Origin of the sequence: Nocardia asteroides (assembly GCF_021183625.1) — a bacterium.
GTDB lineage: Bacteria > Actinomycetota > Actinomycetes > Mycobacteriales > Mycobacteriaceae > Nocardia > Nocardia asteroides_A.
Map to the genome: position 1 here is coordinate 332,428 of NZ_CP089214.1, position 18,643 is coordinate 351,070.

The following is an 18,643-nucleotide window of genomic DNA, read 5'->3' on the forward strand; positions in this document are numbered from 1 at the left end:
CTCCGGGGCCGTTTTCGCGGGCGGGGGCCTACTGCTCGTAGGTGGCGACCAGGGTGGCGCGGGCCAGGGTGTGGCTGAACAGGTTGAAGCCGAGGAACGCGGGGCTCGCCTCCGGCGGCACGCCCAGGCTCTCCACGTCCACCGCGTGCACCACGACGAAGTAGCGGTGCGGGCCGTGGCCCTGCGGCGGAGCCGCGCCCACGTACCCGGCGAAGCCGCCGTCGTTGCGCAGCGTGATCGCCCCCGTCGGGATCGCCCCGCCCTCCTCGCCGCTGCCCGCCCCGGACGGCAGCGAGGTGGTGCCCGCCGGGATGTCGGCCACCGCCCAGTGCCAGAAACCGGAGGCGGTCGGGGCGTCGGGGTCGTAGACGGTGACCGCGAAACTCTTGGTGCCCTCGGGGAAACCGGACCACGACAGCTGCGGCGAGATGTCCCGCCCGCCCGCGCCGAACACCCCGCTCACCTGGTCGTTGCCGAACTTCTCGCCGTCGGCGACATCGTCGGAGGTGACGGTGAAGGACGGGACATCGGGCAGCGCGTCGTACGGGTTGTTTCTCATGCGGTCCTCTCTCGTTCGGTTCAGCTGTGCAGCAGGAAGTGTTCCAGCACCCGGGTGCCGAATTCGAGCGACTCCACCGGCACCCGCTCGTCCACGCCGTGGAACAGCGCGGTGAAGTCCAGCTCCGGTGGCAGCCGCAGCGGCGCGAACCCGAAGCAGCGGATCCCGAGCTTGGCGAAGGCCTTCGCGTCGGTGCCGCCGGAGAGCATGTAGGGCACCGTGCGCCCGTTCGGGTCGTGCGCCAGCACCGCGGCGTTCATCGCGTCGACCAGGTGCCCGTCGAAGGTGGTCTCGTAGGAGTCGAGCTTGGTGATCCACTCGCGCTCCACGTCCGGGCCGATCAGCTCGTCCACCTCGCGCTCGAACTCGGCCTGCCTGCCGGGCACGACCCGGCAGTCCACCACCGCCTCCGCGGTCTGCGGGATCACGTTGGCCTTGTAGCCGGCACTGAGCATGGTCGGGTTCGCGGTGTCGCGCAGGGTGGCGCCGATGATCCGGGAGATCGTGCCCAGCTTGGCCAGCCTGCCCTCGATGTCGGGGCCCGCCGGATCGAACTCCAGGCCGCTCTCCTCCGACACCGCGGCCAGGAACTCGGCCACCGAATCCGAGACCACCAGCGGGAAGGTGTGCGTGCCCAGGCGCGCCACCGCCCTGGCCAGGATGGTGACCGCGTTGTCCTCGTGCAGGAACGAGCCGTGCCCGGCGCGCGCCTTGGCGCGCAGCCGCATCCAGCCCAGCCCCTTCTCCGCGGTCTCCACCAGGTACAGGCGGCGGTCGCTCCCGTCCCGGCGCGGCACCGTCAGCGAGAAGCCGCCGACTTCGCCGACCGCCTCGGTGATGCCGTCGAACAGCTCGGGGCGGTGCTCCACCAGCCACTGCGACCCCCACTTGCCGCCGTTCTCCTCGTCGGCGAGGAAGGCGAAGACGATGTCGCGCGGCGGGACCGTTCCCTCCCGGCGGAACTGGCGGGCCAGCGCCAGGGACATGCCGACCATGTCCTTCATGTCGACCGCGCCGCGGCCCCACACGTAGCCGTCCCGGACCGCGCCGGAGAACGGGTGCACGCTCCAGTCCGCGGCCTCGGCGGGCACCACGTCCAGGTGGCCGTGGATCAGCAGCGCGCCGCGCGAAGGATCCGCGCCGGGCAGCCGGGCGAAGACGTTGCCGCGGCCCGGCGCGCCGGACTCCACGTACTCGGTGGTGTAGCCGACCTCCTCCAGCTGCTCGATCACCCACCGCGCGCACTCGGCCTCGCCCCTGGTGGTGGCCAGTTCGCCGGTGTTGGAGGTGTCGAAGCGGATCAGCGCGCTGACCAGGTCGACGACCTCGGCGACGGCGCTGGAGTCGGGAGGGGGACCGGAGGGATCGCCAGTTGCGGACACGTCCCCTTTCCTACCATCCGGCGCGGCCCCGGTGCCGCCGGTGCGATCACGCCGATCGGAAGTACCGGACGGTTTCAAGATCAACAGCGGTGCCCCCGCGCCCGGCCTGTCACCGGCATTGGATATTCTGGTCGGCGTCACGCGCTACCCCAGACCCCGGTGGCCTGCGGCGAATCGATTTCGTCGGAAGAGGTAGGGGTATGGACCAGGCGAACAGTGATGCCGTCGTGCTCGGCGCCGCGCCGCGCGCAGCCGAGGCCGAGGACGGGCTGCCCGGGGGCACCGAGCTGCTCGGCGGCGGCCGCCCCCAGGTCGCGGGCGGTTTCCGGTTCTACCTCGCCGACCAGCGCTGGGAATGGTCCGACGAGGTCGCCGCCCTGCACGGCTACGCCGAGGAGACCGTGCAGGCCACCACCGAGCTGCTGCTCTCGCACAAACACCCCGAGGACCGCGACCAGGTCGCCGCCACCATCGCCCGCAGCGTCGAGACCGGCGAGCCCTTCTGCAGCAGCCACCGCATCGTCGACCGCACGGGCGCGGTGCGCCACGTTCTCGTCGTCGGCGACCACCTGACCGGCGACGACGGCACCGTGCTCGGTACCAGCGGCTACTACATCGACGTCACCGACACCTTCGCCGAGAGCCGCAAGGCCACCCTGGACGGGGTGCTGCCCGAGCTCTACGAATCGCGTGCCGTGATCGAACAGGTCAAGGGCGCCATGATGCTGGTCTACGGGATCAGCGCCGACCAGGCCTTCCGGGTGCTCGCCTGGCGCTCGCAGGAGACCAACGTCAAACTGCGCACGCTGGCCGCGCGGCTGATCGCCGAGCTCGCCGCGAGCGCCGACGCCGACGTCCAGCTGCGCACCCGGTTCGACCACCTGCTGCTCACCGTGCACGAACGCGCCGACGAGGGCGAGCACCCCGAGCCCTGACCGCTACCGCTCGTGTGCGGGCGCCGCGGCGAAGGCCAGCACCTCGGCGGCGTCCACCGAGCGCTCCACCACCTCGCGCGAGAGCTCGGGCAGCCGGCGCCGGTGGTGGCGGGCGTAGCCGCGCAGCGCGGCGAACGCCGTCTCCGGGTGCAGCTCGCCCTGCGCCGAGAGCATGCCCTTGGCCTGTTCGATCACGATCCGCGATTGCAGCGCGTGCTGCAGCTGGTTGTTCACCGTCCTGGTGTCGGCCAGCTGCCTGGCCCGCAGCAGCGCGATCGCGGCGATGTCGGCCAGCGCCTGCCCGACCGCGAGATCGTCGTCGGACAGGTGCGCCCCGGTGTCGGTGCTGAACAGGTTCATCGCGCCGAGGCGGTCGTCGCGCAGCCGCAGCGGCAGCGCGTACACCGAGCGCAGCCCCTGCTCGTAGGCGGTGTCGGCGAACTCCGGCCAGCGCTCCCGGTCGCGCTGCAGATCCTCGGTGACGACCCGCTCCGCGGTCCGGTAGGACTGCAGGCACGGCCCGTTGCGGGACTGCAGCTGCAGTAGCTCCAGCCAGCGCGCCGTCTCGTCGGTCGAGGCGAAGACCTGCAGGTCGCCGTGCTCGTCCACCAGCAGCACCGCGCCGTTGTCGGCGGGCGGCAGCAGCTCGACGGCACGGTCGAGCAGGTACTGCACCAGGTCCATCGGGTCGTAGTCGTCGACCAGTGTGTCCGCGAGGCGGACGAATGCCGCCACCAACTCCGTTTCCCGGCGCGCCATTCCTCCCACTTCCTTCCAGCTCCGCCGGGCCCGTCGGGGCCCGGTGCCGGGACGCCGCCCGGCCGTGCTTTCGTGATTGCCCCGCAATCTTTCCGTCAACCCTGTCGGAAAACGAAACACCGCCCGGGCGTGGCGCAGCACACGCCGGGGCGGAACTCGATGTGCGCGTGCCGTTCTCACCGGGCCGAGCACGTTTGCGCGCACCGGCAGCGGGCATCGCGGCAGCCGTGACCAGACAACCCGCCCCGGCCCGGCGCCACCGCGCGCCCCTTCGTGCGAAACTGGCCGCGTGAGCGCGGAAGACGCCGTCGGACACGGCACCCGAAAGCCCGAGCAGGCGCGTGACCGGGGCGAGGTGATCGGCAGGGGGTTCCTCTGGCTGGCCAAGTGGTCGCTGTGCCTGGTCGCGGTCGCCGCCGGCGCCTGGGTGCTCGGCTATCTCATCGCCAAGTTCTGGGTGATCCTGCTGCCGGTGGCGATGGCCATCGTCGTGGCCACCGTGCTCTGGCCGCCGACCCGCTGGATGGTCAACCACGGGCTGCGGCCCGCGCTGGCCGCCACCATCTCGCTGCTCGGCTTCATCGGCGCCCTGGCCGGGGTGATCGCGCTGATCGTCCCCTCGGTCGTCGACCAGGCCCCCGACCTGGGCGACAAGTCCACCGAGGGCGTGAACCAGGTCCGCGATTGGCTGCGCGGCCCGCCGCTGCGGGTCCGCGACGAACAGCTCGACTCGGCGGTCGACGCCATCGTGCAGCGGCTGCAATCCAGCGCCGAGCAGATCGCGGGCGGGGTCTTCACCGGCGTCACCACCGCCACCTCCGCGCTCATCGGCATCTTCCTGGTGCTGGTGCTGGTCTTCTTCTTCATCAAGGACGGGCCGCGGTTCCTGCCGTGGCTGCACCTGCTGCTCGGCAGCCGCAGCGGGCGCCACGTCGAAGAGGTGCTCAACCGGATGTGGGTCACGCTCGGTGGCTTCATCCGCACCCAGGCGCTGGTCAGCCTGATCGATGCGATCTTCATCGGCGCCGGGCTGGTGATCCTCGGCGTCCCGCTGGCCATGGTGCTCGCCGTCATCACCTTCATCGGCGGCTTCGTCCCCGTGGTCGGGGCGTTCGTCGCAGGCGCGCTCGCGGTGCTGGTCGCGCTGGTCGGCAACGGGTTCACCACCGCGCTCATCGTGCTCGGCATCATCATCGCGGTGCAGCAGCTGGAGGGCAACGTGCTGCAGCCGGTGCTACAGAGCCGCAGCATGAAACTGCACGCGGTCGTGGTGCTGCTCGCGGTCACCGCGGGCGGCTCCCTCTACGGGATCGTCGGCGCCTTCCTCGCGGTACCGGTCGTGGCGATCGTCGCCGTGGTCGTGCGCTACCTCGGCGAGCAGATCGACGTCGTCACCGAACCGGCCCCCGAAGCCACCGACGACAACCCCTCCCGAGCCGGGAAACCGGACGACGCCGCCGATGCCCCGGCCGGGGAGAAGCCCGTCTGATCCTCAGCGGATGTCGAGGTGCCAGTCCGCGGGCAGCCCCTCGACCCGGGCGGTGTCGCCGCGGGCGATCACGTGCACGCTCGCCCCGCCAAGGCGCAGGTCGGTCAGCCGCACCTCGCCCCAGGCCGCGGGCAGCCGCGGGGTGAGCAGCAGGGTGCGGCGCGGCAGGTCGGGCTCCAGGCCGAGCAGGGCGCGGACCAGCAGCAGCGGGGCCGCGCTGGCCAGCGCCTGCGGCGAGCACGCCGCCGGATACGGGATCGGCGGGTCGAACCGCGCGCGCGGGAACCCGCAGAACAGCTCCGGCAGCCGCCCGCCGAAACGCTCCGCGGCCTCCAGCAGCCCGGCCGCCAGCGACTCCGCGAGCTCCGCCGCCCCGCGCACGTGCCGGTAGCGGGCCAGCCCCGCCACCGCGAGCGCGGTGTCGTGCGGCCAGATCGAGCCGTTGTGGTAGCTCATCGGGTTGTAGGCGCCCATCCCGTCGGCCAGCGTGCGCAGCCCGAACCCGCTGTTCATCGCCGGGCCCGCGAGCCGGTCGATCAGCTCCTCGGCGCGCTCGTCGGCCACGATCCCGGTCCACAGGCACTGGGCGGCATTGCTGGTCAGCGCATCGATCTGCTGCTTGTCGGCATCCAGGCCGAAGGCGTACCAGCCGTGCTTGGGAATCCAGAACGCCTCGTCGAAACGCGCCCGCAGCTCCTCGGCCGCAGCCCACATCATCGCGCCGGTACCGGCATCGCCGAACGCCGCCGCCAGCTCCGCGCGCGCCAGGTACGCCGCGTACACGTACCCCTGCACCTCGGCCAGCGCGATCGAGGGCCCGGCCGGGCGGCCCCTGGCATCGGTGACCGCGTCGAAACTGCCCTTCCAGCCCTGGTTCACCGGCCCCTGATCGGAGAGCCGCCGGTACTCGACGAAACCGTCGCCGTCGCGGTCGCCGTACTCGGTGATCCAGCGCAGCGCCGCGTCCGCCGCCGGCAGCAGCGCCTGCACCTCGGCGTCCGGGGCGCCCCAGCGCCGCGCCTCGGCCAGCAGCACCACGAACAGCGGGGTCGCGTCCACCGAGCCGTAGGTGACCGCGTCGTGCCAGTCCCGGCCGCCGTGGCGCAGCTCGTGCATGATCCGGCCCGGCTGCTCCTCGGTGAAGGCGTCCACCCGCGCGCCCTGGGTCGCGGCCAGCTCGCGCAGCGTCGACAGCGCCAGCCCGTGGTCGAGCGGCAGCGTCATCCACGAGGTGAGCAGGCTGTCGCGGCCGAACAGCGTCATGAACCAGGGCGCGCCCGCCGCCACATAGCCCGCGCCCGCCGCGGAGTCCTCGATGCGCAGCGCGCCCAGGTCGGTGTCGGTGCGGCGCAGCACCCGATCCAGCGCGGGCGCGGTCGCGGTGAGCGCGGTCGGGGTGGCGCGCCAGTGCCTGGCCGGATGCTCGGCGCAGCGGTCCAGGCAGGTCACCTCCACCCGGCGGTGCCCGCTGATCGGCTGCACCAGCAACCGCGTCTCCCACTCGCCCTGCGCGGGCACCATCGCCTGCCACTGCAGCTGGCCCGGCACGATCACCGGGGCCGGGCCGGTGGCGCGCACCGCGACCCCGTGCCCGGTGCCGCTCTGGTCGTGCAGCAGCAGTTCGTGCTCGGCCGGGGTGGCCTCCACCGGGACCTGGTGCGCGCGGCCCTGTTTCACCGCGAGCAGCCCGGCGAAGTCGGCGTCGGCGTGCAGCACCAGCCCGATCACGGTGTCCTCGTGGCCGAGGTTGCGCACCGTGATGGTCTCGGCCAGCCCCTCCCCCACCAGCCTGCGCCGCTCGATCAGCAGCGTGCTGTCGGCCAGCCCGCTGCGCGGCGGCACCCGCAGCACGAACCTGGCCTCGTCCGGCCCCGGCATGTCGAGCGCGAGCTGCTCGGCGGGGTGGCCGTCGACCAGCAGCTCCCAGCGCGACAGCAGTCTGGTGTCGCGGTAGTAGAGCCCGGCCGCCGCGCCGCCGATGTCGCCGCGCGGGTCCGAGGCGCAGAAGGTGGTGGCCTCCACCAGCGTCACCGTCTGCGGGCCGGAGTCGAAGGGCAGCTCGCCGCGGTGCGGCAGGGTCTGCGGCTCGGTCATGCGCGGCCACCGACCGGAACCGCCGCGCGGCCGGCGCGCACCGCGCGGTAGGCGTGCTCGTAGCCCGCGGCGAGCCGCTCCACCCCGAACCGGGTCTCCGCGGCGCGGCGGCAGTCGCGCGGGTCGAGCGCGGTCACCCGGTGCAGGGCGGCGGGCAGCTCGGCCGGGTCGTCGGCGATCATGCCGGTCACGCCGTGGGTGAGGATCTCGGGCACCGCGCCCGCGCGCAGCGCCACCACCGGGGTACCGCAGGCCAGCGCCTCGATCAGCACCATGCCGAACGGCTCCTCCCAGCGCACCGGGAACAGCAGGCAGCGCGCCCCGGCCAGCAGCGTCCGCTTGGCGGTGGCGTCGGCCTCGCCGACCAGGGTGTCGGTGGGGCCGAGCAGCGGGCGCACGGTCTGCTCGAAGTAGCGGCGCTCCATCGGCTCGCTGCACTTGGCCGCCAGCACCAGCGGAACCCCGGCCGCGTGCGCGGCGCGGATCGCCAGATCCGGCCCCTTGTCCGGGGAGAACCGGCCGAGGAACAGCGCGTAGTCGCCCTTGACCGGCTCGAACGGCCAGTCCGCCGGGCGCAGCGCGTTGTGCACCCGCCCGACCCAGTTCAGGTCGGGGGCGAGCGCGCGCTGGCGGTCGCTGATCGCGACCAGCCCGGCGCTGTCGCCGATCTCGCGGTAGTAGTCGGCCAGCTCGGAATCGACCGAGCCGTGCACGGTGATCACCGCCGGGATGCCGAGCCGGGCGAAGGCGGGCGCGTTCAGCGCGCCGGCGAAGGTGTGGTCGTGGATGACGTCGACCGGATCGCTCGCGTGCAGCTGCTCGATCGCGCGGCGGACCGCGAGCGCGTGCACCACCTCCGGGAAGGGTTCGCCGAGCCGGGCCGCGGCGGGGGTGTCGGAGACCGCGACGAAGCGGGCGCTGGTCCCGGGCCGCCCGACGCCGAGCAGCGTCACCCGGTGCCCGCGCACCACGAGCGCGTCGGCCAGGTCGGCGAGCACCGCCTCCACCCCGCCGTAGCCGCTGGGCGGCACCTCGTAGTAGGGCGGGGCGACGAGCGCGATGTGCAGCCGGGACCCCTCCGGGCCCGGCGTGTCCGGCGGTCCCGGCGGGACGGGCGAACCCACCGCGGCCTGGCGTGTTCCGGACATCGTGCTCATCGGGCCTCCTCGTGCGTGGCTGCCGCCGGACGCGCGCGGCAAGGGAGCGATCGGACGTGATCGGTGGAGCGAGAAGGAGATATCGGGCGCAACGGTAACCGCTGCGCTGCCGCGGTGACCGGTATTGCGCCGTCGGCCTGCGAGTGTCGGCGCCGTCTCCTGGTTACGGTTCGGCAACTACCCGGGCTCGGGGGTGGGAAACCGGCGAACCGCAAATCGCGCGCTGGCCGGCCGCACCGGAAATCCCTCGCACGCAATGCATCTCGTCGGCCCGGGAGCAACTGACAGCACCTGCCCGCACAACCTCCGTAGGATGCGCTACGGTACGAACGCCACGACGACGTGACGGAAGGCGGCGCGGATGCAGTACCGTCCCTCGGCCCGGGAACTCCTCGACGACCTGGCCGAACTGCTCGGCGAGGTACTCCTGCCCGCGCTCCCGCCGGAGCTGCGGCACCGCGCCCGCGTCGGGGCCAACCTGGCCCGCATCCTCGCCCGCGAAGCCGAGCTCGGCCCGGCCGCCGCCGAACGCGAAAAGGACGCCCTGGCCGCGCTGCCGGGGGCTGACGAGCACGCCGAATGGGCCGCCCTGGTCGAGATCACCCGCGCCGACCTCGCCATCGCCAAGCCCGGCTACGACGCCTGGACCGGCGAATGAGCCCCGACCTCGCCGCCGGGCTCGCCCGGCACCTGAGCGAGGCGCTAGGCGAACCCGCCACCGTCGAGGCCGTCCAACCGCTCTCGGCCGGGGCCAGGCGCCGCAATATCGCCGTCGACGCCACCGTCGGCGGGCGCCCGCTCGCCCTGGTCGCGACCCTCGTGCCCGCGGGCATCCAGCTGCTCCCGGTCACCGCCGAGGCCGCCGTGCGCGAGCTGGCCCGCGGCGCCGGGGTCGCCGTCCCGGAGCTGGTGAGCCTCTGCCCCGACCCCGCCGCCGTCGGCGAGCCCTTCCTGCTCTCGGCCCGGATCGCGGGCGAGACCGTCCCGCGCCGGGTGCTGCGGCTGGTCGCGGCCGAGGGCAACGGCGAGCGCATCGCCACCCAGCTCGGCCACGCCATGGCCCGGCTGCACGCCGTCGACCCCGCGCTCGCCCCCGCCGAGCTGCCCGGCACCGCCGGCGAGAACCCGGCCGAGGCCGCGCTCACCGAGGCCGAGGACGGCGTCGCCGCGCTGCTCGCCGACCGCCCCGCCTTCGCCTTCGCGCTGCGCCGCCTCGCCCGCGACGTCCCCGCCCCGCCCCCGCGCACCGCGATCCTGCATACCGACCTGCGCAACGGCAACCTCGTCATCGGCCCCGACGGCATCCGCGCGGTCCTCGACTGGGAGGGCGCGCACCGCTACGGCGACCCCATGCGCGACGCCGCCTGGGCGGCCCTGCGCATGTGGCGCTTCGGCGCCGACGGCCGCGAATTCGGCGGCTTCGCCGGACGCGACCCCTTCGTCCGCGGCTACACCGAGGCGGGCGGCGACTTCGACCCCGACCGTTTCCGCTGGTGGAAGACGCTCGCCACGCTGGCCTGGGGCATCGGGCTGGCCGGGCAGGCCGCCGCGCACACCGACGGCAGCGTCCGCGACATCGTGATGGCCGCCAGCGGGCGGCGCATCCCGGAGATCGAATGGGACCTGCTCATGCAGACCCGGCCGAGCTGAGGAAGGAACACCATGGATTTCGAGCTGCCCGCCGCGCTCACCGCCTACCTCGCCGAACTCGACGAGTTCATCGAGCGCGAGATCGTCCCGCTACAGCACACCGGCGACAACAACCGCTTCTTCGACCACCGCCGCGAGGACGCCCGCACCGACTGGGACCGCGACGGGCTGCCCAACGCCGAATGGGAGGCGCTGCTCGACGAGGCCCGCCGCCGCGCCGACGCCGCCGGACACCTGCGCTACCCCTTCCCGGTCGAGCACGGCGGCCGCGGCGGCGGCAACCTCGACATGGCCGTCATCCGCGAACACCTCGCCCGCAAGGGCCTCGGGCTGCACTGCGACCTGCAGAACGAGCACGCCGTCGTCGGCAACAACGTCGGGCTGCTGCTCATGCTCGAATACGGCACCGAGGCACAGCGGGCCGAATGGCTCGAGGACCTCGCCACCGGCAACCGCGGCTTCGCCTTCGGCATCACCGAACCCGACCACGGCTCCGACGCCACCCACATGGAGACCACCGCGGTGCGCGACGGCGCCGACTGGGTCATCACCGGCGCCAAGACCTGGAACACCGGCATCCACCGCGCCGACACCGACCTGATCTTCGCCCGCACCTCCGGCGCACCCGGCGACGCCACCGGCATCACCGCCTTCCTGGTCCCGGTCGCCAGCCCCGGCTTCACCGTCGAGGAATTCCTCTGGACCTTCAACATGCCCACCGACCACGCCCGCATCTCGCTCGACGCCGTCCGGGTGCCGGACTCGGCGATCTTCGGCCGCGAGGGCCGCGGCCTCGCCGTCGTGCAGCACTTCTTCAACGAGAACCGGATCCGCCAGGCCGCCTCCAGCCTCGGCGCCGCCCAGTACTGCATCGACGAGGCCGTCGCCTACGCCAACGAGCGCCGCACCTTCGGCAAGCGGCTCGCCGCCAACCAGGCCATCCAGTTCCCGCTGGTCGAGCTGCACACCCAGTGCGAGATGCTGCGCGCGCTCATCCACAAGACCGCCTGGACCATGGACCGCGACGGCGCCTTCACCGTCTCCGCCCAGGTCTCCATGTGCAACTACTGGGCCAACCGGCTCTGCTGCGAGGCCGCCGACCGCGCCATGCAGGTGCACGGCGGGCTCGGCTACTCCCGGCACAAGCCCTTCGAGCACATCTACCGCCACCACCGCCGCTACCGGATCACCGAGGGCGCCGAGGAGATCCAGATGCGCCGGGTCGCCGGCTACCTCTTCGGCTTCATGAAGCAGCAAGCACCCAAGGGCGTCTGAGCCGTGTAATTCACTCTTGACTTATATAAGTTCTTCCTGAAATATCGGGTCGTGCACGCGTTCGATGTTCTCGGTGACCCGGTGCGCAGGCGGCTGCTCGAGCTGCTCGCCGCCGGGGAACGCTCGGCCGGTGAGCTGGCCGAGCAGGTGCGGGCGGAGTTCGGGATCAGTCAGCCCGCCGTCTCCCAGCACCTGAAGGTGCTGCGCGAGAACGGCTTCGCCTCGGTCCGCGCCGACGGCACCCGGCGGCTGTACGTGGTCGAGCCGGAGCCGCTGCGCGAGGTGGACCGCTGGCTCGGCCACTTCCGGCACTTCTGGACCGCCCGGCTCCGCGCCCTGGATACCGAGATCGCCCGCGGCAAACGCACCCGACGAACCGAGGAAGGACCACCCCCATGACCGATGACCAGGTCACCGCACCCGTCGATGTCGACCGGCAGCTGCACGAGGTGCGGCGCGGCGTCACCATCGGCGCGCACGAGACCGGCGCGGCCGCCGTGCCGACCATCGTCGAGCTGAGCGAGGAGTACGCCACCACCGTCGACGACCTCTGGGACGCCTGCACCACCGCCGAGCGGCTCCCCCGCTGGTTCGCCCCCGTCACCGGGGAACTGCGGATCGGCGGGCGATACCAGGTCGAGGGGAATGCGGGCGGTGTCGTCGAGGAGTGCGAGCCGCCGCGCTCGTTCCGCATCACCTGGGAGTTCGGCGGGGCCGTCACCTGGGTCGATGTCACGCTGGAGCCGGTCGGCGCCGAGGCGGCGCGGCTTACGCTGCGGCACTCCGGCGACACCCCCGCCGAGATGTGGGACCAGTTCGGCCCCGGCGCCGTCGGGCTCGGCTGGGACCTGGCCCTCCTCGGCCTCGCCTCGCACCTGGCCGGGCACGACCTGCCGCCCGAGGCCACGCAGTGGGAGCAGAGCGACGAGGCCAAGCGCTTCATCCGCGAAGCCGCCGCGGCGTGGGGTCGGGCCGCTATCGAGGGCGGGAGCCCCGAGGAGGCCGCGCTCGCCGCCGCCGAACGGACCAGGGCGTTCTACCTCGGCGAGGGGCCGGGCGCGGCCGGATGAGGGGTGGCCCGGTGCCGGGTGCGGCCGGAACCGGTTCGCGCCGGGAACGGTGACGTCGCGGGCGCGGTCCGGCGGTGCGCCCGGGGCGCGGGGTCAGTGGCGGTTGCGGCGCCAGAGCGCGGCCGAGAGCACCGTGGCGAAGGCGCACCAGGCCGGGTAGGCGATCAAGGCCCGGCCGCGCGGGTCGGCCGCGGCCACCCGGCGGGTCAGGTCCGCGCTGCTCGCGGTGAGCGCGGCCGCCGTCAGGGTGGCCGCGCCGAGCCGGTGCGCGCGGAAGAACACCCAGGTCCAGCCCGCGTTCAGCACCAGGTTCGCGGCCAGCGCGCGCTGCACCCGCTCCGCGTAGCCCGGATCGGGGGCGTTCTCCAGCGCCAGCGCCGAGGTGAACGCCAGATCGGCGTAGAGCAGCGTCCACGCCACCGGGAAGGCGGCGGGCGGCGGCTGGAACCGAGGCTTGCGCAGCTGCCGGTACCAGGCGCTGCCCGGCGTGGTCGCCGCCGAGCCGACCACCGCCGCCGTCGCCACCCCGAGCCCCGTCTTGACCAGCGAGTCCGTCGCCGGCCACCGCCTGTGCCTCGCGATCGTCGCCACCTCGCACCTTCCCGTAGTCCTTGCCGTCGCGTACCCGGAGACCGACCGCAGCAAACTGTGAGCGATCACTCCGCGGGTAGATTGCCCGGGTGATCGAGGTCAGGAGTGGCTGCGGCGCCGTCCGCGGGCAGTGGACCGCCGGTGTCGCCGTATTCCGCGGCATTCCGTACGCCCTCCCGCCGTTCGGCCCGCGGCGCTTCGCCGGACCCGTCCCGGTCCCGCGCTGGGACGGCGCCCGCGCGGCACTCGCGTTCGGCCCCTTCATGCCGCAACCCGGCCACCCCGGCAGCGCCGGGCCCCTCACCCTGAACATCTGGTCGCCCGCGCCGGGCGCGACCCGGTTACCGGTCCTGGTCTGGATCCACGGCGGCGGCTACTACGAGGGCGGACCGGACAATCCGCACCAGGACGGGACCGCGCTCGCCCGCGCCGGGACCGTGCTGGTGACGCTCACCTACCGGGTCGGGGTCGAGGGCTTCGCGCACCTCGACGGCGCCCCCGGCAACCGTGGCATCCTCGACCAGCTCGCCGCGCTGCACTGGGTGCGGGACAACATCGCCGCATACGGCGGTGACCCCGGGAACGTCACCCTGATCGGCCAATCCGCGGGCGCTGGCTGCGTCGCGGCGCTGCTCGCCATGCCCGCGGCACGCGGACTCTTCCGCCGCGCCGTCCCGATGAGCGTGCCCGGCACCTTCTTCACGCCCGCGCTCGCCGCGCGCATCGCCACCGACATCGCGGCCCGGGTCGGGGCGCGCGCGACCGGCGCCGAGCTGTCCCGGTTCGCACCGGGGGCGCTGGTGGCCGCGACCGGCGAGGTCATGGGGCGGATGCCCGGATACATCGGCCGGTGGGGGCGCGTCGCGCTCACACCATCGCCGTTCTCCCCCGTCGTGGACGGCGAGGTGCTCCCCCGCGATCCCTGGCGCGCGCTCGCCGACGGCGCCGCACGCGAGGTCGAGATCCTCACCGGGCACACCCGCGACGAGTACCGGCTCTTCGCCGTCCGGCCCGGCGCCGCGACCGAGGAGCTGATCGACGCCGCGTTCCACTGGTTCGCCGATGAGGACCGCTACCGCAGCGCCTACCCGGACGCGAACCGCGCCCGGCTGCACGAAACGCTGCACGCCGACTGGCTCTTCCGCATGCCGACCCTGCACCTCGCCGACGCCGCGCACATCGGCGGCGGCTCGGTCCGGCTCTACGAGCTGTGCTGGAGCTTCCGGCACGACCAGGGCGCCTCGCACAGCCTCGACGTCCTGCTCCTCTTCGGCACCCTCGCCGCCGCCGACGTGCGCGACCACCCGGCCGCCATCGCCGGTGCCGCTGAACAGCTTCCGGCGCTCACCCGGCGACTGCGGGACGAATGGGTGCGCTTCGCCCGCACCGGCGACCCCGGCTGGCCGCGGTACGACCCCGAGGCCAGGGCTACCCGGATCTACGGCGCCGAGGTGGTGACCGGGCGCTACCCGGAGGAGCCGTCGCGCGCCATCTGGCGGGAACACCGGTTCGGAGCACTGACCCCGCCCGGGTGAAACACCCCGGCCCCGCCATCCCGCCGCCCCTGCGCCGCCGTGTCACCGCCACGGCGCGCGGAGGCACTGGAAAGGGGGCCGGGAGGGCATCGTATTCTATTGAGGCACTGAGCCGTTCGACTTCTGCCGTCCAGGGGGCGCGTGATGATCGTGATCGCGCAGGACAGTACGTTCTCCGGTCCCGAGAAACTTGTCCGGCGATGGTTCGAGAGCTGGCACGGCCCCGATCGCGGGCTCGGCGGCCTCGCCGTCTTCGGCTGCAGGCTTCCCGGTGTCGCGGGCGGGCCCGGCCGCCGGGCCGACATCCTCGTCTGGACGCCGGGGCACTGCACCGTCGTCGAGATCGCCGGGCTGCGGCGCAGCCAATCCGGGGTGCTCGACACCGAGCAGCGGTGGCGGATCGGCTCCGCCCCCGCCGATCTCGACCTTCCCGTCGCCAGCCTCACCCCGGACGTGCGCGCCGCGCAGACCGCCACCGGGCTGCGGGCCCGGCTGAAGCGGGCCGGGCTGCCCGACTTCGTCGGCGAGCTCGCCGTTCTGGTCACCGCGCCGGGGTCGGCGGTCACCTGTTCCGAACCGCTCGAGCCGACCGGCGGTGTCGTCGTCGCCGGGAGCGCGGATCCCGACGCGGTCGAGCGGTACTTCCGGCGCCGGACCGGTGGCGAGGTCCGCTGGGATGTCGCCACGCTCACCGCCGCCTTCGCCGAACTCGAACTCGGTGAGCTGCTGCCCTCCGCCGAAGCGCTCGCCCGCGAGGGATTCGCGGCGGTAGCCGAGATTTCGGCGGCGGAGGTGGCGGCGCAGGGGGCCGTCACCACCGCCGCCGATCCACCGTCGGGAGTGGACGGGGGGACCACCGAGGGCGGCCGCATCGGCGATTCGGGAGCGGGCGCCCCGGAGCACGGGACCGGACTGCCGGACGACGCCGACCTCCGCGACCGATCACCGGAACCCGCCGCGACCGACACGGACCTCGATGAGCCGGACCGGGCGGAAGCCCCCGGCGACCGACCCGGCCGAGCAGTGGCAGCCGCTCCCGAACCGCCCCCGACGTCCGCTGATGACGACCTGGAGCCCGACGATCCGCGTCGCGCGGAATCCGAGGCACCGGAGCGGGTTCCGGCGATGGCCGCGGCAGGGCGCCCGCCGTGGCTCGCGCCGATTCCGCCGCTCCCGGAGCGGCCGCGCCGCCGGCCCGGCGGGCGGAAGGCGGAGCCGAGCGCGATCACGCAAAGGGATACGCCGCGCCGCCCCACCTCGGCGGCCGCGGCCGAACCGGTGGTGGATGCGCCGGCGCGCGCGACCCCGGAGGCCACGCCCGAACCCGTGGTGGATACGCCGGCGCACGCGACCCCGGAGGCCACAGCCGAACCCGTGGTGGAGATGCCGGGGCGCGCCGCCTCCGAAGCCACGGCCGAACCGGCGTGGGCAGGGGCCGGACGGGCCGCACCGGCGCAGACCTGGCGTCCCGGGCCGACCCCCACCGAGCCTCCGAGCAGCGAAGGCCGCACCGCGCCGCCACCGCGATCCCCGATCGCCGCACCGCACCCTGCCTCCGCACCGCGCCCCGCCTCCGCACCGCGCACGGACACCGCACCGCGCACGGACACCGCACCGCGCACGGACACCGAAGGACCCCGGCAGCCGCAAGCCGCCCCCTGGTCACCACTGCCCGGACACCACCACCCGGACTCCGCACCCTCCGGAGAACCCCGCTCCCGCGGCGTCCGCCTCACCCGAACCCCGGCGAACCCGGCACCCTCCCCCCGCGGCCCATCGTTCACGGCGCCCTCCCCCTACGACACCGCCCCGACGAACGAAATGCGCCAACACCCGCGCCCCACCCCACCCGCCGCCGAACAACGCCCGCCCCGCCGCCTCGAATACAGCGCCGACCCCCAACCCCTCCGCCCCCGCACCCACTACTCCCCGCCCCCGTCCCGCGGCGAGAAACTCCGGTCGGCGTTCGACACGGAATCCTGGCCCCGCTTCCGGGTCGGCGGCACCGCCCTGCTCGTCGCCCTCGCCGCAGTGGTCGCCGTCTTCTTCGTCGTCACGCACGTGGCACGGGAGAACCGGCCCGCGCTCGCCGACTACGCCGCGATGTGCGACAAGCCGGACGGCTTCGCCGGCGCCGCCGAGCCGAAACCGGGCCCGGTCGGGGTCTACGCGGCGGGCGACCTCAACGCCGTCAGCCCGCCCGGCGACCCCGCACTGCCCCGTGCCACCCGCCCCGAGGACGTGCAGTGGGTGGCCTGCGCGACCCGCACCGGCGTCGGCGAACCCGTCGCGAACTGCCGCTACCAGGACGGCTCCGCGCTGACCCTGATCGCGGGCCGCTACCGGCTCACCGTCTACGAGGCCGCCACCGGCCGCACCGTGCACAGCGCCGACGTCCCCGGCGACTGGTTCGCCCCCGGCACCATCCCGATCGGCGACCCCTGCGCGGCCGCGGCGGGCGCGACACCCGACCAGCCGGGCCAGCGCTTCGGCCGACCGGCCCCCGACCGGCTGCGCCAGTTCCTCACCGACGCGGCGCGACTGCGGAATCTCCCGTCCTGAACCCCTCCACCCCGGCCGCCGCGCGATCGGCGGCCCGCACCTGCCGGGTGAACGCCGCGCCGAAGGCCCGCGCGGAGTAGGGATCCTGGCCGGTGACCAGCTCCCGGTCGATCACCACCTTGCTGCCCATCGGCAGCCGGGTCTGCTCCACCCGGCCACCGAGCTCACCGAGCAGCCCCGCCGGGTCCGGCTCGAAGAGCCTGCCGGGGAAGCGCCGCGCCACCGGGACCGTCTGCAACATGGTGTCGACCACGGTCTTGAAGCAGGTCATCCGGTAGCCGGCGTAGAGCCAGTGCCCGTCCACCTCGGGCGCGGCGGCCAGCGCGGCCGGGGCGTGGCAGATCAGCCCGGTCGGCTTGCCCGCGGCGTGGAAGTGCGCGAGCAGCGCGCCGAAGTCCTCGTTGTGCGCGGCGCCGGTGTGCGCGTCGCGGTAGAGCAGGTCGACCAGCGGGGCGTGCCCGCCGGGGACGAAGAGCCCGTCGTACTGCTCGACGGTGTGCAGCTTCTCCAGCGGGATCGGGGCGCCGAGCCCGGCGTCGAGCAGCCGCGCGTAGGTGGCGAAGGCGGCGTCGCGCCGCGCCCGGGAGAAGCCGAAGTAGGCGAGGCTGCAGGAGGTGCCGTCCAGTGTCGGCGCCCGCCCGCCCGGCGTCGCGAACGACAGCCGCACCCCCGCCTCCAGCAGCGCCGCCGCCGGTTCCACCAGCTCGCCCAGGTAAACCCCGGTCGGGGCGCTGCCGCCGCCCTGCAGCGGCAACCGGTCGGCGGCGGAGACGACGACGAGCACGTGACGGGGCATGGTGGATCCTCTCGACGGCGGGCATTCCCCACGGGGCTACCCCGTCGCCGCGCCCCGACGCAGCGCGCCCCTCGCTACGCTCACCCCGTGACCGCCGCACCCGACCCCGCCCTGCCCGCCCCGCGGGACGCCGTGGCCCATGCGGTGCGCGCCGACATCCTCGCCGGGCGGCTCGCTCCCGGCGACCGGCTGCGCGAAACCGACCTCGCCGAGCGGTTCGGGGTCTCCCGGATCCCGGTCCGCGAAGCGCTCTCCCAGCTGCAGAACGAGGGGTTCGTGACGCTGGTGCGCTACCGCGGCGCCACCGTCTCGGTGCCATCGGGCACCGCGGCCAGAGAGCTGGTGCAGGTGCGGCGCGGGCTGGAGGTGCTGGCCGCGCAGCTGGCGGCGCGCAGGCGCGGCGGCGAGGTCGCCGCCGAGCTCGCCCGCGTGGTCGAGCTGGGCCGCGACCTCAGCCACTCGGCGGCCGCCCGCGCCGAGTTGCCGCCGCTGGTACTCCGCTTCCACGAGCTGGTGGCCGAGGCGTCGGGCAACAGCCAGCTGCGGCAGCTGCTCGAGCAGCTGCTCGGCCGGGTCTCCTGGCTGTTCGGCAGGCACCTCGACGCGCGCAGCGAGGAGTCGTGGAGCGATCACGCCGCCATCGCGCGCGCCATCCTCTCCGGCTCGCCGGTGCAGGCCGGGTTCCTGATGGACGAGCACATCGCCAAGGACGAGGCGTTGCTCGACGAACTCGACAACTGATTTTGTATACAAACACGCCGAAAACACCGCACCGCCCACGGTGAGTTA

Annotated in this window: 17 protein-coding genes; 10 read left to right on the forward strand and 7 right to left on the reverse strand. The window is 73.9% G+C overall.

The features are described from left to right. Positions 1-28: 28 nt before the first annotated feature. On the reverse strand, positions 29-559 hold the full coding sequence (locus tag LTT61_RS01695) for a YbhB/YbcL family Raf kinase inhibitor-like protein (RefSeq protein WP_233018144.1): 531 nt from the start codon (positions 557-559) through the stop codon (positions 29-31). A 20-nt stretch (positions 560-579) separates the two neighbouring features. Beyond that, a complete protein-coding gene (locus tag LTT61_RS01700; protein ID WP_233018145.1) occupies positions 580-1,941 on the reverse strand; it encodes a M20/M25/M40 family metallo-hydrolase in 1,362 nt (453 codons plus the stop codon). A 200-nt stretch (positions 1,942-2,141) separates the two neighbouring features. Between LTT61_RS01700 and LTT61_RS01705 the strand changes: the two genes are divergently transcribed. After that, positions 2,142-2,876: a PAS and ANTAR domain-containing protein gene (locus tag LTT61_RS01705; RefSeq protein ID WP_233018146.1), complete on the forward strand. Its 735-nt coding sequence runs from the start codon at positions 2,142-2,144 to the stop codon at positions 2,874-2,876. Between the two features lie 3 nt (positions 2,877-2,879). Here LTT61_RS01705 and LTT61_RS01710 read toward each other — a convergent pair whose 3' ends face one another. After that, positions 2,880-3,635 carry a GAF and ANTAR domain-containing protein gene (locus LTT61_RS01710; protein ID WP_233018147.1) on the reverse strand — a complete coding sequence of 252 codons (756 nt, stop codon included), beginning with the start codon at positions 3,633-3,635 and terminating at the stop codon, positions 2,880-2,882. A 289-nt stretch (positions 3,636-3,924) separates the two neighbouring features. Here LTT61_RS01710 and LTT61_RS01715 point away from each other — a divergent pair, with 289 nt between their 5' ends. Next, positions 3,925-5,124 carry an AI-2E family transporter gene (locus LTT61_RS01715; protein WP_233018148.1) on the forward strand — a complete coding sequence of 400 codons (1,200 nt, stop codon included), beginning with the start codon at positions 3,925-3,927 and terminating at the stop codon, positions 5,122-5,124. A 3-nt stretch (positions 5,125-5,127) separates the two neighbouring features. On the opposite strand, the gene LTT61_RS01720 is transcribed toward LTT61_RS01715, so the two are convergent. Then, positions 5,128-7,218 carry a glycogen debranching N-terminal domain-containing protein gene (locus tag LTT61_RS01720; protein ID WP_233018149.1) on the reverse strand — a complete coding sequence of 697 codons (2,091 nt, stop codon included), beginning with the start codon at positions 7,216-7,218 and terminating at the stop codon, positions 5,128-5,130. After that, on the reverse strand, positions 7,215-8,375 hold the full coding sequence (locus LTT61_RS01725) for a glycosyltransferase family 4 protein (protein WP_233018150.1): 1,161 nt from the start codon (positions 8,373-8,375) through the stop codon (positions 7,215-7,217). The genes LTT61_RS01720 and LTT61_RS01725 overlap by 4 nt, the downstream gene beginning before the upstream one ends. Before the next feature lie 361 nt (positions 8,376-8,736). Between LTT61_RS01725 and LTT61_RS01730 the strand changes: the two genes are divergently transcribed. The 5 genes from LTT61_RS01730 to LTT61_RS01750 are packed head-to-tail and all read left to right on the forward strand — an operon-like array spanning position 8,737 to position 12,370. Then, positions 8,737-9,033 carry a DUF6285 domain-containing protein gene (locus LTT61_RS01730; protein WP_233018151.1) on the forward strand — a complete coding sequence of 99 codons (297 nt, stop codon included), beginning with the start codon at positions 8,737-8,739 and terminating at the stop codon, positions 9,031-9,033. After that, on the forward strand, positions 9,030-10,025 hold the full coding sequence (locus LTT61_RS01735; RefSeq protein WP_233018152.1) for a phosphotransferase family protein: 996 nt from the start codon (positions 9,030-9,032) through the stop codon (positions 10,023-10,025). Before LTT61_RS01730 ends, LTT61_RS01735 begins: the two co-directional genes overlap by 4 nt. Positions 10,026-10,037: 12 nt before the next feature. Next, positions 10,038-11,300 carry an acyl-CoA dehydrogenase family protein gene (locus tag LTT61_RS01740; RefSeq protein ID WP_233018153.1) on the forward strand — a complete coding sequence of 421 codons (1,263 nt, stop codon included), beginning with the start codon at positions 10,038-10,040 and terminating at the stop codon, positions 11,298-11,300. 51 nt (positions 11,301-11,351) lie between these two features. Further along, positions 11,352-11,699 carry an ArsR/SmtB family transcription factor gene (locus LTT61_RS01745; protein WP_233018154.1) on the forward strand — a complete coding sequence of 116 codons (348 nt, stop codon included), beginning with the start codon at positions 11,352-11,354 and terminating at the stop codon, positions 11,697-11,699. Next, positions 11,696-12,370, forward strand: a complete 675-nt coding sequence (locus tag LTT61_RS01750; protein WP_233018155.1) for an SRPBCC family protein — start codon at positions 11,696-11,698, stop codon at positions 12,368-12,370. Before LTT61_RS01745 ends, LTT61_RS01750 begins: the two co-directional genes overlap by 4 nt. Positions 12,371-12,463: 93 nt before the next feature. Here LTT61_RS01750 and LTT61_RS01755 read toward each other — a convergent pair whose 3' ends face one another. Beyond that, positions 12,464-12,961 (reverse strand): TspO/MBR family protein, encoded by a 498-nt coding sequence (locus LTT61_RS01755; protein ID WP_233018156.1) that lies wholly within the window; start codon positions 12,959-12,961, stop codon positions 12,464-12,466. Positions 12,962-13,050: 89 nt separating this feature from the next. On the opposite strand from LTT61_RS01755, the gene LTT61_RS01760 reads away from it, so the two are divergent. Both LTT61_RS01760 and LTT61_RS01765 read left to right on the forward strand, forming a co-directional pair. Beyond that, positions 13,051-14,496, forward strand: coding sequence for a carboxylesterase/lipase family protein (locus LTT61_RS01760; RefSeq protein ID WP_233018157.1), 1,446 nt, complete (start codon positions 13,051-13,053; stop codon positions 14,494-14,496). A 144-nt stretch (positions 14,497-14,640) separates the two neighbouring features. After that, on the forward strand, positions 14,641-17,058 hold the full coding sequence (locus LTT61_RS01765) for a hypothetical protein (RefSeq protein ID WP_233018158.1): 2,418 nt from the start codon (positions 14,641-14,643) through the stop codon (positions 17,056-17,058). On the opposite strand, the gene LTT61_RS01770 is transcribed toward LTT61_RS01765, so the two are convergent. After that, complete coding sequence (locus tag LTT61_RS01770; protein WP_233018159.1) at positions 17,021-17,854, reverse strand: DJ-1/PfpI family protein; 834 nt, start codon at positions 17,852-17,854, stop codon at positions 17,021-17,023. The genes LTT61_RS01765 and LTT61_RS01770 overlap by 38 nt on opposite strands. An 87-nt stretch (positions 17,855-17,941) precedes the next feature. Here LTT61_RS01770 and LTT61_RS01775 point away from each other — a divergent pair, with 87 nt between their 5' ends. After that, entirely contained in the window at positions 17,942-18,595 is a 654-nt protein-coding gene (locus LTT61_RS01775) for a GntR family transcriptional regulator (protein ID WP_233018160.1), read from the forward strand. Positions 18,596-18,643: the final 48 nt, after the last annotated feature.